The organism is Psychrobacter piscatorii, assembly GCF_043641605.1.
Classification (GTDB): domain Bacteria; phylum Pseudomonadota; class Gammaproteobacteria; order Pseudomonadales; family Moraxellaceae; genus Psychrobacter; species Psychrobacter piscatorii_C.
Genome location: NZ_JBHZRK010000001.1, coordinates 349,230 through 366,429, shown reverse-complemented (window position 1 = coordinate 366,429; position 17,200 = coordinate 349,230). Strand labels below are relative to the sequence as shown.

Below are 17,200 nucleotides of genomic sequence, written 5' to 3'. Positions count from 1 at the left end.
TGCTGCGGTTTTTTTTATCGTCTGCTCGTCTTTATCTATCGTCTGCTTCTGTAAAAAGATGTTCACTTTACACCCCCTCTATGTTGTGGACTTTACACCCTATTACACGCAATTACTGCAAGCTCACATTTTGCTACCTTGAGCATGTATCTCACCGAAAATCATGGTGCTACGATGAGTACAAGTTGAGATAGCAAATAAGCACAATTGATACGCTGCTATCAACATGATATTTAAATAGATTTTCCAAAGTCTATTTAATGATAAGTAAAAGAAAATAAACAACTAATAAATTATAGAAAAGGAATTAAAATAATGAGTCAACTAATCCGTTTAAAAGATATTCAAGCCACTCACCGTGACCTAATCGGTGATGACTATTATGATCCAACAGACAAAACTGCTTACGGTGTGAACGAAGAAAAGATCGGTAAAATCGAAGGTGCACTAGTAGAAGATACCACTGGCCGTATTCGTTACTTAATCGTTGATGCAGGCGGCTGGTTTAGCTCAAAAGAAGTATTAGTACCAGCGGGCCTTGCTCGTATCGTTGGTGATGATGTATTCTTCGATAGCTTGACCAAGTCACAGGTAGAAGCCATGGAAGTATATGACCATGACTATCAATACAGCTACAAAGAACAGTACGAAAGAGACCGTCAAGCGTTTACTGCTGACACCTTGCCAGCTGAAGAGCGCGTAGATATTGCAGATCATTCTTATGATGCACCAAATACACTAGAGCTTTTAGAAGAGCGCTTAACTGTTAATAAAGACCGTATCGTTGCAGGTCTTGTAAAAGTTGGTAAGCACGTTGTCACTGAAGAGCGCAATGTCGATGTCGAGCTAGAAGAAGAACATGCTGATATCCAGCGTACCAGCGTTGATCGTCCAACAGATCGTCGCATTGGTGATATGGATGTCAACGATACAGTTGAAGTTGAACTAGAAGCAGAACGTGCTCGTGTCGGTAAAGATACCTATGTCTCTGAAGAAGTGAATGTTGGTAAAACAACAGAACGTCATACCGAGACTATCGTTGAGACTATTCAGCGCGAAGAGCTAGACGTTGACAACGATGGTAATGTAGTCGACCGTGAAGGCAACTTAGTAAACCGTGATGACATCACCGCTGAAGACGTACGCCGTGCTCGTGGTATGTAATACACTGATACTTTGTGTCTTTTAATGATATTGTGATGTCGTCATGAGATGCGATAGTAATAGGCAGCTAAGCATTTTGGTTTAGCAGATTAAGACCAGAGCATGTCTCTGGTCTTTTTTGTATCGATAATATGGTGACATGATTTATTATAGTAATGATTAATGATAGTAATAAGTTCAATATCACTTGTTAACATTCCATCTTGCCCAATCCATTATTTTGTAATTATAAGGAAATAACAATGACTACTGACCATACAGAAAATTTATACCAAGACGATTTGGAAAACCAAAAAAGTACACTAACTGATGAAAACTCCAATGTCGTTAACGTTGGACATTTGGAACTATTAGAAGAACGTCCTGTCATCAATAAGGAGCGTCTAGACGTTGGTAAAGTGACTGTCACCAAGCATGCTCGCACCAAAACTATCGACGTCCCTATTGAATTAGTAGAAGAGTACATCACGATTCGTACTGAATACCATGATGCAGAGAGTCAAGATTTACTGTCTGGCCATTACGACGAAAAAGACATATTACGTCATGTTGAGCCCTCACTTGATAGTAAAGCTGTGGTGACCGTCAATGGTAAACAAATAGAGATTGGTGATGATCCGATTGAAATCGTCTTATCACGCCAAGTGGCGACTATTACCAAAGATACTTATGCCGTCCAAGAAATTGAGGTCAATAAGAGCACACATATCCATACCGATAGTATCTCAGTAGAGCTTAAGCATGAAGAGTTAGATGTGACTGAAGAAGGGTATTTGGCGCATGAGACTAATACTACTCAATCAAAATAGATGAAATACTGGTGCTTTAAGCATTAGCATAGATAAATCACTGACAAAAAAAAGCAACGCTAAACCAGCGTTGCTTTTTTTTGTGGTACATAGCAGTCAAACTTTTATACTTTATTACATTCAAAAGTATTCACGGTTGACTCATCCGCACCAGCCGTACGCATGACGCCAGTTTCGCGTTCTTCATGCGCCACACGCCACTGAGTAAAACCTTCACTACCATCCATTGCGGTTGCGACTTCAAACACTTCTGGATTACTGCCTTCATTAGTCTGATTCAGTGTCACTGTACCCATATCAGTCGCGACAACGACTTGGTTAGTGTCTTCTTTATAAGTTGCTTCAACTTTTAGCTCAGGTGAACACAGATATGATGCCTGCGTCACGCCGCTGTTTACTGACGCGACCGTATCACCTTCTACTTCATTAAGTGAGGCATCTTCAGTATTTACAACGACATCACTTGGCTCAGCAGGCTCAGCTGACATCGGTACAGATTCTTCAGCATTGACACCATCTTCCATACTTGACTCTGGCTCTGATTGTTGCTGACAGGCGCTGATCGTTAATGCACCAGCGAGCAATCCCGTCAATGCGACTGAGGTACGCAATTTTTTTAATAATTCTAAACTCATAATGCTCTCCCAAATAGATATGCTAAACACTATAGCGTGTCCATAAATTCACGCCTATGCTGAATTTGTAAGCAATCAATACAAAGTGTTCATCTGCTATAGAACGGTAAATTATAGAACAAGCAGCATTTATAAGATATAAAAAAGCCCCTATCTGGTTGAGATAAGGGCTTATTATTTGGCAGTCTACAGACTCTAACCATAGTTGTTAATGATTAAAAGACAAGAGTGATTAGATTTTGCCGTGACACTGTTTGTACTTGAGCCCTGAACCACAAGGACAAGGGGCGTTACGACTGATATTCATACCAGCATACGGGTTTGGCTCATTGGCATTGCTACCACTGGCTGCCATAGCAACGCCAGCTGCTGCCGTACCACTAAGACTGCGGTTATGTGGTTGCGGCTGAGCGGCTGCACTGTTTACGTTACTATCCAAATTGTCTACGTCATCATGTTCAAACTGCATTTGCATATGCGCAGCATTCTCACGTTGCTGAGCTTCCAACGCTTCTAGCTCTTCTTTGGTTGGGATATGAACACGTGATAAATCTTGTACGGTTTCGGACTTTATCGCCCCAAGCATCATTTGGAACAATTCAAACGATTCACGCTTGTATTCCTGCTCAGGATTTTTCTGCGCATAGCCGCGTAGATGAATACCCTTACGTAGCTGATCCATCTGTGTCAAATGCTCTTTCCAGTGCTTGTCTAGACTCTGTAGCATAAAGTGACGCTCAAGCTGGGCGGCGTCTTGCTCACCCATCTGCTCACGGCGACTGTGATAACGGTCTATGGCTGTTTGAATAATTTTAGCACGCAGTCCTTCTTCATCTAGACGGCGGTCTTCATCTAGCCAATCGTTGATCGGCATTGAAATTTTGAACTCGTCCTCAAGCTCATCTTCTAATCCGTCAATGTTCCACTGATCATCAATAGATCCAGGTGGAATGAACTGGTTGATCATGGCGTTATAGACTTCATGATGCATTACTTCAATGGCTTCTAATAAGTCCATTTCGGCAAGCAAATCATCGCGCTGACCATAGATAACTTTACGCTGCTCGTTGGCAACGTCATCGTATTTCAACAGGTTCTTACGTGCATCGAAATCGCGGCTCTCTACTTTACCTTGCGCGTTTTCGATCGATTTTGAGACCATCTTGTGCTCGATGGCTTCGTCTTCTTTTAGACCCATGGCACGCATCATATTGACCACGCGATCACCTGCAAAGATACGCATCAAATCATCTTCGAGCGATAAGAAAAAGCGTGACATCCCAGGATCACCCTGACGACCAGCACGACCACGTAACTGGTTATCGATACGACGTGATTCATGACGCTCAGAGCCAATGATATGTAGACCGCCAGCCGCAACGACTTGATCATGCTTCACTTGCCACTGGGCTTTTAGACGCTGCATCTCTTCTTTACTGACGCCATCAATATCTTCGATAAAGGATTGCCAGTTACCACCAAGGATAATATCCGTACCACGACCTGCCATGTTGGTTGCGATCGTCACTGATTTTGGGCTACCAGCTTGTGCGATAATCTCAGCTTCACGCTCATGCTGCTTGGCGTTTAGGACGTTATGCTTCACGCCTTCTTGATCGAGCAAATAAGACAACTCTTCACTGGCTTCAATCGTCGCCGTACCGACCAATACTGGCGCACCTTTGGCTTGAATCTCTTTGATCTCGCGAATGATGCCCTTATATTTGCCTAACTTGGTTAAGAAAATCTGATCATCCATATCGATACGAGCAATCGGCTCATGCGTTGGAATGACGATGACATCTAGATCATAAGTAGATTTGAATTCTGCTGCTTCAGTATCAGCGGTACCCGTCATTCCAGACAGTTTGTCATAAAGACGGAAGTAGTTCTGGAATGTCGTGGTCGCAAGCGTTTGGTTTTCTGCTTGGATTTCAACGTTTTCTTTGGCTTCTACTGCTTGATGCAGACCTTCTGACCAGCGACGACCAGGCATGGTACGGCCCGTGTTTTCATCAACAATGACCACTTCGCCTTCATCGACGATATAGTGAACATTTTTGACAAATACATGATGCGCACGAATGGCTGCTTGAACGTGAGCTAATAACGGCAAGCGGCTTGGGCTATACAAGCTTTCATTTTCACCCAGCTCGCCCACTTCGATTAAGAAGCGCTCAATTTTTTCGTAACCTTTTTCACTGATTTCAATCTGGCGATTTTTTTCATCAATCCAGAAATCTTCTTCTTCGTTATTCTTGTTTGCTTCTTCGTCTTTTGAACGAATCAGCACAGGAATAATCGTATTAATCAGCGCATACATGCGTGACGAATCTTCGGCTTGACCGGAGATAATCAACGGCGTACGAGCTTCATCAATCAAGATCGAGTCAATTTCATCGATGATACAAAAGTTTAGCGGACGCTGTTTTTTCTCTTTTAAACTAAAGACCATGTTGTCACGCAGATAGTCAAAACCGTACTCATTGTTGGTACCATAAGTGATATCTGCTTGATACGCTGCGATTTTTTCTAATGGCGGCTGCTGTGAATAAATCACCCCAACTGTCATACCTAAAAAGCCAAACAACGGACGGTTCAACTCAGCATCACGAGCAGCTAGATAGTCGTTGACCGTGACCAAATGAACGCCTTTACCACTGATGGCATTGAGATACATGGCCAAGGTTCCCATTAGGGTTTTACCTTCACCAGTTTTCATCTCAGCGATTTTGCCTTCGTGCAAGGTGATACCACCGATCAGCTGCACATCATAGTGGCGCATACCATTGACACGCAATGAGGCCTCGCGGCAGACGGCAAACGCCTCTGGTAATAGTGCATCCAAGCTTTCGCCTTTTTGATGACGCGCCTTAAACTCTTCGGTTTTTTGTTGTAGTTGCTCATCAGACAGGGCTTGTATTTCAGCCTCTCGTGCGTTGATCTTGCTGACCACTTTACGCATGCGTTTTAGTTCGCGGTCATTTTTGGTGCCAACCACACTGCCTACAATCTTTGATAACATAATTTTTTGACCTATGGAATATTCGATAATTAGTGCGCATTAGCCAAAGCTTAGCTCGCTGCCTTGTCATTACCCGACTAAGTACTACCTAATTTAGTATCGCCCAATTAAGTGTGCCGTCATTATATATGGTTATGGCGCTGATGGATACAAGGGCAGCGAGTAGATATTTGCCAAGGCAAAAACCGAGCAGGACGTGTTAAAATAGCGCTTACTTTATTAAATTTCTTAGTTTTTTTAGCGCCTGCATGTGATTGCTATGAGTTAACTGTCATGTGACGCTGTCGATATAATCTAGCCTAAACCTAATAGCTATGTCCTTCTTCGGTACGTACTAGGCACATTTGTTATATCAACTCTATCGTACCAAAACAATCTATAAAACTGGCGCTAATCCGAAACCAGCTGCCGCAAATACTGTTTAATAAAAACCTATCGAAACACAATAAGAGACTCTGCATGACCGTAAAGCCGTCCGTTCAAAATCATTCATCTATTTCTACTCAATCAGATAGTGCCTTATCAAAACAAAATACACCTGACTGTTTAAGCATCGGCGATACCGTCTATAATCTAGCGGATCATACGCCAATGATGGTGCAATATCTAACCATGAAAGCCAACTATCCACAAGCATTGCTGCTGTACCGGATGGGTGACTTTTATGAGCTGTTCTTTGATGATGCTAAGCGGGCGGCGCAAATATTAGACATCACTCTGACGCGTCGTGGTATGGATAAAGCGGGCAACACGATAGCGATGGCGGGCGTTCCTTTTCATGCAGCCGATAGCTATATGGCACGCTTAATCGCGGCTGGGCAAACGGTCGTCGTCTGTGAGCAAATTGACGAGTCGACAACGACCAATGCTGGCAGTGCTAACAATAAGACCAACGTCCCTACGATGGGCGACAAGCAAAAGAAAGACAAAAGTAAATCGGCGGCTGGTAGCATCATGCGCCGTGAAGTGGTTAAAACGCTGACGGCAGGTACTATTACTGATGATGCATTAATCGCACCTAATCATACGCCAACTGTCGTTGCCATCGATATTGCTCATTTAAAAACACAAGATAATAGCCAGACGTTACAAGCAGCTGTTAGCCAAATGGATCTAGCTGCAGGTACATTGACCACTCAGACGCTAATAGCAGATAAAAACGATATAGATGGATTGCAAACTCAAATGCTGACGGTACTTGCTCGTTTTGCGCCTAGTGAATGTATCATTAGTGAAGCACTCAGCGATAGCATTGGTGGCACTGATGCAGAGTGGATGCTGTGGTTACGGCAACATCTGGACTGCCCTATTATAGAAGTCGCTGCCAATGACTTTCACCGTGAGCACGCGAGTGACACGCTTTGTCAGCAGTTTGAGGTACAACGTCTTGATGGTTTGGGCATTGCAGATAACCTGCTGGCGCAAACTAGCTGTGCTGCGCTTATTCATTATGCACGGCAAACTCAGCAGCGCCATGTGCCACAAGTTAATCAGCTGATCGTTGAATACAGTGACGATTATTTGATTATCGATGCCAATAGTCAGCAAAATCTTGAGCTATTTGCCCCAGTCAGTAGTAGTGGTACTTCCCTAATATCCGTACTGAATCATTGTCAGACTCCGATGGGCAAGCGACTGCTCATCCAGCAAATGAAGCGTCCACTGCGTCAGCATGCGCGCATCAATATGCGTCTAGACGCGATAACGTCCCTATTGAATGCGGATGGTAATTCGAATCAAAATTCAGAAAATAGCTCACTGGTTACACGTTTACGAGAAACACTGAATACCATTGGCGATATTGAGCGAATCAGCAGTCGCATCGGGCTGATGAGTGCCAAACCTCGTGATTTACGCAAGCTTTCCGATGGTATCGCTAGCAGCGCCCAGCTTACTACTTTATTGACAGCATCAGGTATCAGTCATGAAGACGATGGCCTATTACCAATGTTGATGCAGCAATTGCCCGCTCAACTGCCAGCCGTTCAAGCGGTGGCTGAGTTAATCGAGCGCGCTATTGTCATTGAGCCACCTGCACATATCCGTGATGGTGGTATGTTGGCAGCGGGTTATGATGACGAGTTCGATCGCCTCACTCACCTTCATGACAACATCCAAGTGACATTGGACGAAATGGTAGAGCGAGCGCGTCAAGATAATCAACTTCCCAGTCTGAAAGTAGGGTTTAATAAAGTCAGTGGCTTTTACTTTGAATTGCCCAAGATGCAGGCGAAAAATGCCCCTGCTCACTTTATTCGTCGGCAAACGCTCAAGAGTAGTGAGCGTTTTATCACTGATGAATTAAAAGAAGTCGAGACAGAATATCTGAGTGCGCAATCTTTGGCATTGGTTCGCGAAAAGCAGCTGTACCAAGCGCTGCTCAACCAACTAAACGAGAACTTGGCTGAGCTACAACAACTGAGTGCTGCCATTGCCCAAATAGATGTCCTCAGCAATTGGGCGCAGCTTGCGACAATTTATCATTGGCAACGCCCAGTTATAGGAGGAGCTTCAGAAAATCAAAATAAATCTATAGTCAACAATCAGACCCATATTGATATCCGCCAAGGTCGTCACGTCGTGGTCGAAGCGGCATTAAATCAAGCGAACGCGAACAATCGGAACGGTGCTGCATCAAGTACAAACCATTTTGTCGCGAACGACTGTGTGCTGGGTAGTGCCAATGCTGATGAAGGACATCCTGAAAGATTACTCCTCATCACTGGCCCTAATATGGGTGGTAAGTCTACCTATATGCGTCAAACGGCGCTGATTGTTTTGCTTGCTCATTGCGGGAGTTTTGTGCCCGCCGAGCATACACATATTGGTGATATAGATCGTATATTTACCCGTATCGGCTCAGCGGATGATTTGGCTGGTGGCAAATCTACCTTTATGGTTGAGATGATAGAGACGGCCAACATTTTGAATCAGGCAACCCATAAATCACTGGTATTAATGGACGAAGTCGGACGCGGCACCGCCACCACTGATGGTTTGGCAATCGCTCACGCCTGTGTCAACCATCTAGTTGATATTAGCTGCCTGACGTTATTTGCCACTCATTATTTTGAGCTGACGCAATTGGGACAGAGAAGTGATGAGATTCGTAACGTCCACGTCGCCGCCAGTGAAATCGATGGTCAGTTACTTCTCCTTCATCAGATCTGTGAGGGCGCAGCAAGCTCTAGTTTTGGATTGCATGTCGCCAAAATGGCGGGTATCCCCGCACAAGTATTAAATGATGCCAAACGTTACTTAATAGACAATCTAAAAGCAGAAAATGAAAAAACTATTGATGATAAAAATGACTTAGCTAAGTCAGTAACGGATAAACAGCGAGAGTCTAGCAACAATTTGGTTCAAGAGCAGCAGGCTAGTTACGCGCTACACTCACCAAGCGTAGTAGATAATCTAAAGCAAAATCAGTTATTTAGCATAGAGGACGAACTAAGCACCATTGATCCTGATAGCCTGACTCCCAAACAAGCGCATGATTTAATCTATCATTTGAAAAAAATCATTAGTCATTAAAGGGAATTGTCAAATCGTAGTAAAGGCGCTAAAATACGCTTTATTTTCGACTATTCTATTTAGCCAAAAGCCAAATCAATAACAGGTAGACATTACTATGACCTTTGTCGTTACAGATAACTGCATTCTTTGCAAATACACCGACTGTGTAGAAGTCTGTCCTGTGGACTGCTTTTATGAAGGACCAAACTTCCTTGTCATCGACCCTGATGAGTGTATCGATTGCGCACTATGTGAGCCTGAATGTCCAGCCAATGCGATCTTCTCAGAAGACGAAGTGCCAAAAGGACAAGAGATGTTCACTCAGCTCAACGAGGAGCTGGCACAAAAATGGCCAAACATCACAGAGATGAAAGAGCAGATGCCAGAAGCCGCCAAATGGGACGGCGTCGAGGGTAAGATTCAGTATTTAGAGAAGTAGGCAGCCTGATTGCACTTTGATGCGTGGATAAATCCCGTCAATAAAAAACCACCGAGCGGCAGCTGCTGTTCGGTGGTTTTTTATTTGAAACTTTATTTTAACAGTGCTGCTACAGTATAAGCCGATTACGGTAATATTCGACAAGGCGAGCCATTAGAAATATCACATTCTATACGAGCATTGGATGGCGATTTTGCAACAGCAATGATAGGCTGCGCGGTGTCGGTAGTCCAGCCCGTTGCATCAGTAATACTGAGACAGGCACTAGGTGTCGGCGCGGTGGCGACAGTGTTATCGTCTTGGTCGTTGAGCAGATAATAGATGTGGTTGCTATAGGACTTCGCCTCAGACAGGCAGGCACTCTGCTGCGTCTTAGCGATATGTTGGTTATAACTGGGGATTGCAATCGCTGCAAGTATACCTATGATAGCGACGGCGATCATTAGCTCAATTAAGGTAAACCCAGACTGAAGGCTTAGATTTCTCGTTTGATAATTGTTTTGGTCGGATATCATGGCGTTGTAGTCAATTGTTATTCTATAGACTACGATGCAGAGATTGTGCCAATTGAGTTTTAGCTGATTATAAATGCAAAAAACCAAACATAAAGTTTGGTTTTTAAGTATTAAATTGGAAATTTTTAGTTTACAGCTTTAGCCCACCATATTAACTTCGCAAACTATGAGTTGGGCTAAAAGTCCAGCCTATGCTTGCTATCGCTAAGACATTATGAGATTGAGCATGATGCCCCATTAGCTAAAGCACAAGTGATAGTTCCACCTGTACCATCTGCAGCCTCAATTTCAATGTCTCCTAGAGCTGTTTTGCTAGCACCAGTATCATCGTATGTACTGGCATCACAGTTAGGTAATGTTGGAAGGGCAGGAGCAGTAGCGCCACTGTTAGGATCAACAGCCCATGTATATACTGCATTAGCATGACCTTTGAATTCCGCCATACAAGAACCATCACGAGCTTTTTTTGTATAATTTTGATAAGCAGGTAAAGCAATCGCAGCTAGGATACCGATAATAGCAACCACGATCATTAGTTCGATTAGGGTAAAACCTTTTTGAGCGTTCATAAGAACTCCTTTTTGGATAATAAGAAAATAACCTAGCTAGCTTTGTGCTACCAACTTACCTTCCGTTATATAGTGTATTTGCTTCTTATCCTAAACAGAGCATTTATTATGCCAATCTCTACTATTTCCCAAATTTAAACTCATTTTTTATCAAAAAAATACTTTGCTTCGTCACTAATCGTATTTAAAACACATTTATACTTATATATTCTTATTCATGTTACTATTAGATTGCTGAAAATTGTCAGCTTATGTGTTGTTTAGATAATTAAGATTATCAATACTGACATTTTTTGTCATAGTAAAAATATCAGTACTGACTATTTCCATTCATCACCAGTACCACAAGTTGTACCACGACATTTGTAGCCGCGATAGTCCAAGCTGATCTCTTCATCATTTTTCATTCGCTTGCTGGGTATAGGAGTTGCCGTGATGATCCATGTAGATGATAGTGGATTTGGATCGATTGCAACCGTATAGAGTGCATCATTTTTAGGATAATTACCTGCAAGATCCGTCGTAACAACACTGTTATACTTACCTTGTGCCAATTTACGACTTTCGATAGTACTAGCGATATTGTGCATCTCACTCATCATGTCAGCGCGATGGCCACGCTCTATGTAGCCTTGGTAGCTGGGATAAGCGATAGCGGCTAAGATACCCAGTATAGCCACCACTATCATCAGCTCTATTAGCGTAAAGCCATGATTATCATTAATTCTGATGTTGTATATCACTGCTACCACTCTCCTTGGTTAGTGCCACAATCAGCAGCGGTGATCAGTACCTTATCACTGCTTTGACAGCGTACACCAGCACTCGTCATTAAGAAATAATCCGCATACTCAGTGATACCAGAATTTTTTGGTTCGGCTAACATCTTCCAACTTCTACCTGTGACATTATCGACACCTGCAGTTACTACTAAAGACTTAGTAGGAATATTACCATCCACTAATGTAATCTTATAACTATAGTTGGCTACTGTACTGCCCTCTGGCACATAGATAGTCGTGTTGCCGCTATCATATTCATAGACTGTTTTCTTTGTACTATCGATTTTTTTTGGCCTAAAGCCCTTATAGGTAAGCGCTGATGCACGCCAACGCTCAAGCTCAATCTGTAGTTGCTGCATCTTCGCTTGTGTATTGCGCTCAGCATTGAGGACTATATACTCACGGTAACTTGGAATAGCAATAGCGGCTAATATACCGATGATAAATACGACAATCAGCATTTCTATTAAAGTAAAGCCTTGATTTAATCCTCTATTTCTTAAACCGTCAGTAGGCAATTTAGATATATCATGCATAGCTATCTCCTCTCCTAGTCTGGAGATTTTTCATACCAACGCTGAGGATATAATTTATAACCACTCATATTGCCGAAAATACCTCCTGTGCCCATACCGCCTACTTTTGATGGAGTACCACTACCATCAGAGCTATGAGGTAGCACGTTAGGATCAGAAGAGTTAGGAGGATTGGGCTGTCTAGCACCATACCCTGTACGGTTATCAGAAACCACTTGCTCAGCGAAAGTCTGATTCCCTATTAGTACTTGGACATTGGTGAAGTCTTTGCTAAAAGCGCCTAACGCCAACTCTTGTATACCTTTTCCTGCTCGTACAAAGCCACCTGTACCGTTACTTGAACTATCAGCTTCACATATTCCCCAAGGTAAACAGTATAATTGACGTTCTGATCCACCGACTACTTGTGCAGAGCAAGTGTTAATCGTCGTATCATACTGCATCTCAGGGCTATATGCTGTCATATAGTACACACCACCTAAGGCTAAGCCCTTGCCCATGCTCTTAACATGCTTAATATTAGAGTAACCATCAAAATAGGTTAGTGGGTAACTCCAACCTGAAAACACGCCATTCTTCATCGCTGTTAATACACCCGACTTAGTCTTCGCTATTGCTGGAGTAACACCTGCAGGTGTAATCACCTTATCAAAAGGTAGAGACGCTAGCTTATCAAGTGTCAATTCGTTATTTACGAGTGGAAAATCATTACCATCTGAATCCTTGCCATATAAATTACTATTAACCAAATCTCTATCTATAATGCCAAATAAACGATTGGCTTCTGATAAATCTTTACGGTGACGTGATAAAGGACTGCTGCGATCACCTGAAGCAATATTAACTACCGCAATTCTTCTACCACTAGATTCTTCATCTTCAAAAAAGCTCACTGATGGCTGAGCATAAAATCGATATTGTAAGCCTTTGCCAACTAGTGTCTTAGATAAATTATCACTACTGCTGTCACCGCTTGTATTAAGCACTCGGCTCACTCGGCGTACGAAAGTATTGATACCGGGTGTTGAACTAATACTGCTACCATTTTGCAAGTCTACTCGATAAAGCTGTCCACCTAGATCACCAAAGTACAGATGATCGATAAAGCCATCATTGTCACGATCTAGCGTGGTAATCTCACTTACGACACTGTGGTTCATCGTTGATACATTAACATTTTTGCCACCCGCATTATCGCCTGAAACAGAAAGAATGAGCTCGCCTGTTATGGCATCTGCAATATAAACTGCGTTACCTTGCGCACTGGCAATATTACAGTTGGGCAAGTTATTCGTGGAGAAGTTCAGCTTAAATGTTGGATCTTCATAGCATTTATCATATCCACCACCGAATATAATCACATCCTTGGTTGCATTCGCTCCGGTGCCTACTTTGATCTTTCCTACTACAGGCTTAGACATAACCATGCCTAACCGACCATACCCTGCAGTGCCAGCATTAAGAGTAAATAATTTTTGCGGTTCATTAATTTTACTAACATCTAATCCATATAGACCCACGCCACCTTTACTTAAGCCACCATATACTCTCATGGTATTTGCGTTTACGCTCCCGCTACCATCCGTATTGAATTTATAATCATATCTACCAGATGCGATCCATGGAGCGTCAACGCCAAAGACAGGTGGATTGTCTATTGTAATATTAGTACTTACTGTCTCTTCTTTTAGCGCTCTTAGCTGACTGCTAATAAGTTGTTTAGGAATAAAGGCCAAACTCTCTTCACCAGTATCAGATTTGGCGATATGTAGCGCACCTTCCATAGAGCCAAACATAATGTAATCTTTTCGGTCGCTTTCATCACTTGAGATTTGTCCTGCATCCGCATCTATCGTTTTAGGGTCTGAATCAGTATTCTTGTTAGGGGAATTAATCTTACCACCATAACTCACAAGCGTAGGCTCTGAGTGCAGTACACCGCCCAAAACTTTTACCTCACCACTAGGTGTAGTTATAAGCTTTTCGAGCTCAGTCTCTTTATCACTGGCATCGTTAATTTTCTTAATTGACGCTGTATTGATAGTAATATCGTAGCCTAAAAAGCTTAATAAATATAATTTTTGCTCTGCACCATAACTGGTGTCTAAGTCTTTAAACCCAACTAGCTTACCATTTGCTACCGATATCTTTCTTAGACCATCACCACTTTCCACATATACAGAACGAGTCGAGTTGTTGGCTGCAGTGGGCGATTTAAGACGAGCGTAAAACCCGCCTGCAGTTATTCGGTCGTTGGCATTGACTGTATTACCATCCTTGTCAACTGCCTGATAATTTTTAGTACTCCACAAGTCGCGGGCATTAGGGTTCAAATCGGCAGGAAACTTCTTACCAGTTGTGTCTATTTTGCCATCTTTATCCATACTGACATACAGTCGTGTATTGACATTACTTCCCGTAGTGGATTTACCGTACAATGTGCCTTGATTGACTTCGTATTTTTTGAGATTACCCGGCCATACTAGTAGACTACTATTTACTTTTGGCTCTAGCATAGGTAGATAGGCATAAGGCTGTATATTTTGTGCGCTCAGTGGATCTTGAGGTATAGTAATCGTTCCAGAAGGGATACTGGCTAAATCGTTATCGAGCTTTGAAATAAAGGACAAGACACTATTTACGATGTCCTTTGAGTTTTTTGCATAGTAAAACCCACCTTCACCAAAACCACCTATTTTCTCACTAACTCCTTCGAAGCCTGTGAACCCTGTCTTATCGTCGTTGGACTCCATACCCAAATTACATGAATTTTTGGCATCTTTATTGGTTAAAAGATCACAGCGATAATATTTCTTTTCGTAAGGCGTACCATCAGATAGCACAGACTGGATTGTACGATAGTTATTGGAATCGTTAAAAACGTCGAAGTCACTACCAAAACCTACCATAGCGGTTTTAATGCCCTTATTTCCTAAAGCTTTAGCATATTCACCAATGCAATCCCATCGTGCTTCATCTCCAGAGGCGGTGCCTGTATTACTCATTGAGCTAGTACTACACTGGAAGCTATTATTATTTAACGATGGACGCATCATAGTTTGAGTATAAGAAGCACCATTATTGGGCTGCCCATCAGTCAGCATATATATACCTGTACCTGCACATTGTGAGCTCTCAGGTTTTATATAGCTATCATTATTACGAATAATACCGTCGACTTGGGTATTATAAAAGCCACTATGAGTAGCACCACCAACATTGGTATTATTACCTAAAACATAGCCACCTGCTTCTGCCAAAGCCTTCGCAATCGGCGTACCTCCGTATGCGTCCAAACCAGCAACATACTCGCGTAGTTTGTCTTTTTGAGCTTTTGTCAAAGGTTTGGCAGCAACCCCAATTTTCCCATATGTTCCACCATTATACCCATAAGCACCTGCCCCAATACTTATAGTCTCATCCATTTTTGGGTTTCGCAACAGCTTAAATACGGCAGCTTTTAAAGCACTCAACCTATCTAAACGCCAGTTGGTTGGCATATCACCTGCAGCAATTTCAGCAGCAGTACGAGTATCTTGAACACTGCTGTCTATGCAATAAGTAATATCATAACTATATCCATCGTCTGAACGCGACGCACTAATAAAGTTATCTTGAAAGCCTGAAGGGTAGCCGCTACCGATCCCGCCGTTAGGGGGATCAATGGCTCTATTGACAGTATCTATATCAGAGTTGCTATAATAACAAGGTTGATTATTTTTGCCTTTTAAAGTGGTTGTTTGATAATTATAGGTTGTTATTACTGGTTGAGTTTTAATAATCTCATTCCAATATCCCTGCTGACACCATCCCTTTGTAGGATGATATTTGGTACAGACATACTCATATGATATAACGTCCTGATAGTCTGTGACTTGATAAGGAACTTGCTTGTAGTCTGCACTACCATAGTCAATCCATAAACTATCTATTCGTCCATAATTATTTCTATAGAAATTCCCCATACTGCCTGACTTGTCAAGCATTAGCATGACCGTCGGCTTAGTCTCGCCAACAGGTGGCTGATAAATTGATAGATCCCCTAAGGTACTATAGATTGCAGTGCCTTGAGTATTGTAGCTAACTGCTGCTTGGGCATGAGTAGTGGCAAAACCAATTGCAGATAAGGCCAACACTAATGGCGAGACTTTAAATGTCATCCAAGGAGTATCTATTGATGCTGAAAGTAAGCTCGAATTTTTCATATAGTGCTCCTTGAAATATGTATTAAAGCCGTGTCGTGCAGACTCGTTCCAGTCAATATTCTCATTGAGGAACTCCAGAGGCAGAAATATTTAATAGCTTCTGGCATTCTGTACTGATTTTATTACTTGAGCTACCCTTCCCATAATCTAAGCACTTCTTAGATGTGAGCAGATTTTCCAGTTTGACGTCTTCTACTAACGTTTTTGCGGGTATGCCTTTACTGGCTAGGCATTGTGTCAAGGTCTGGTCATAATATTTCGTGACGTCATTATTATCTTTGTCTTTTTCAGTGTAGCCATAATCAGCAGCGTTTTGATTGGGTTTTTTTAGACAATCTAAGATCTCTTTCTCACTTGCTTGGGTCATCCCAGGTAAAAACGAGGTACTAAACAACCGAAAGTTTGGTGAACTACTAGTAACATTGGCTGTGGTAATTGAGCGCTGTGTCGGTACATACTCAAAGGGTTCTGAGGCCAGCATACCACTACTAGGCCTAGTAACAGCTACTTGCGTCATCACATTATTACGGGCATTACTAAAGTCTTCAGCATTGTTTATTCGACAAAATCCGCCTGAACTTGTAGCACCTGTAACTAGCTTACTACCGCCACTAGGGTCTATCACCGTAGCTTCATTCATTTGAAAAAAATAAGAACCACGCGGGCGATAACAAAATACTATTTGATCATCCCTATTTTCTTCTGCTCCAACGTTCATAAAATAACCAAACATACCGGCCGAGCTAAGAGCAATATTTTTCTGCAAGGCCGCACTTTGGTCAGACTTATCTACATTGATAACTTGTTCCATATTTTTGTTTGTATTATCCGCAGTATTGAGCAATAAGGTGTCTGCTTGTTCGGTTGTGGTAAGCCGTAAATCCGTAGTACTGTTTTTGACTGCGATAGCGCCTGCCAGAGTAATCAATATTAAAAATAGTAAAACCACAATCAAGGCAACACCTTGCTGACCACTGGGCACAGATGAAAGCTTTTTCATGGATT

Annotated in this window: 12 protein-coding genes; 4 read left to right on the top strand and 8 right to left on the bottom strand. The window is 42.4% G+C overall.

The genetic code is table 11. The features are described from left to right. The first annotated feature begins 315 nt into the window (after positions 1-315). Entirely contained in the window at positions 316-1,164 is an 849-nt protein-coding gene (locus tag ACHUET_RS01615) for a DUF2382 domain-containing protein (protein ID WP_394210102.1), read from the top strand. A gap of 242 nt (positions 1,165-1,406) precedes the next feature. Beyond that, positions 1,407-1,973 carry a YsnF/AvaK domain-containing protein gene (locus ACHUET_RS01610; protein ID WP_394210100.1) on the top strand — a complete coding sequence of 189 codons (567 nt, stop codon included), beginning with the start codon at positions 1,407-1,409 and terminating at the stop codon, positions 1,971-1,973. Positions 1,974-2,077: 104 nt separating this feature from the next. Here ACHUET_RS01610 and ACHUET_RS01605 read toward each other — a convergent pair whose 3' ends face one another. Then, on the bottom strand, positions 2,078-2,608 hold the full coding sequence (locus ACHUET_RS01605; RefSeq protein WP_394210098.1) for a hypothetical protein: 531 nt from the start codon (positions 2,606-2,608) through the stop codon (positions 2,078-2,080). A 232-nt stretch (positions 2,609-2,840) separates the two neighbouring features. Then, the gene (gene secA / locus ACHUET_RS01600; RefSeq protein ID WP_394210096.1) at positions 2,841-5,633 is read right to left on the bottom strand and encodes a preprotein translocase subunit SecA; all 2,793 of its coding nucleotides are present in this window, start codon (positions 5,631-5,633) and stop codon (positions 2,841-2,843) included. Positions 5,634-6,092: 459 nt separating this feature from the next. On the opposite strand from secA, the gene mutS reads away from it, so the two are divergent. Together mutS and fdxA are read left to right on the top strand one after the other, a co-directional pair. After that, a complete protein-coding gene (gene mutS / locus ACHUET_RS01595; RefSeq protein WP_394210094.1) occupies positions 6,093-9,167 on the top strand; it encodes a DNA mismatch repair protein MutS in 3,075 nt (1,024 codons plus the stop codon). Positions 9,168-9,264: 97 nt separating this feature from the next. Then, positions 9,265-9,588 (top strand): ferredoxin FdxA, encoded by a 324-nt coding sequence (gene fdxA / locus ACHUET_RS01590; protein WP_011279554.1) that lies wholly within the window; start codon positions 9,265-9,267, stop codon positions 9,586-9,588. Between the two features lie 125 nt (positions 9,589-9,713). Here the strand turns inward: fdxA and ACHUET_RS01585 are convergent, their stop codons facing one another. The 6 genes from ACHUET_RS01585 to ACHUET_RS01560 form a co-directional block, all read right to left on the bottom strand. Then, positions 9,714-10,103, bottom strand: coding sequence for a prepilin-type N-terminal cleavage/methylation domain-containing protein (locus tag ACHUET_RS01585; RefSeq protein WP_394210092.1), 390 nt, complete (start codon positions 10,101-10,103; stop codon positions 9,714-9,716). Positions 10,104-10,315: 212 nt separating this feature from the next. Further along, on the bottom strand, positions 10,316-10,672 hold the full coding sequence (locus ACHUET_RS01580) for a prepilin-type N-terminal cleavage/methylation domain-containing protein (protein WP_394210090.1): 357 nt from the start codon (positions 10,670-10,672) through the stop codon (positions 10,316-10,318). 320 nt (positions 10,673-10,992) lie between these two features. After that, a complete protein-coding gene (locus tag ACHUET_RS01575) occupies positions 10,993-11,415 on the bottom strand; it encodes a type IV pilin protein (protein WP_394210088.1) in 423 nt (140 codons plus the stop codon). Positions 11,416-11,417: 2 nt separating this feature from the next. Then, on the bottom strand, positions 11,418-11,990 hold the full coding sequence (locus ACHUET_RS01570; protein WP_394210086.1) for a type IV pilin protein: 573 nt from the start codon (positions 11,988-11,990) through the stop codon (positions 11,418-11,420). Between the two features lie 14 nt (positions 11,991-12,004). Then, positions 12,005-16,195, bottom strand: coding sequence for a hypothetical protein (locus ACHUET_RS01565; RefSeq protein ID WP_394210085.1), 4,191 nt, complete (start codon positions 16,193-16,195; stop codon positions 12,005-12,007). Between the two features lie 61 nt (positions 16,196-16,256). Then, positions 16,257-17,195: a hypothetical protein gene (locus tag ACHUET_RS01560; protein WP_394210083.1), complete on the bottom strand. Its 939-nt coding sequence runs from the start codon at positions 17,193-17,195 to the stop codon at positions 16,257-16,259. Positions 17,196-17,200: the final 5 nt, after the last annotated feature.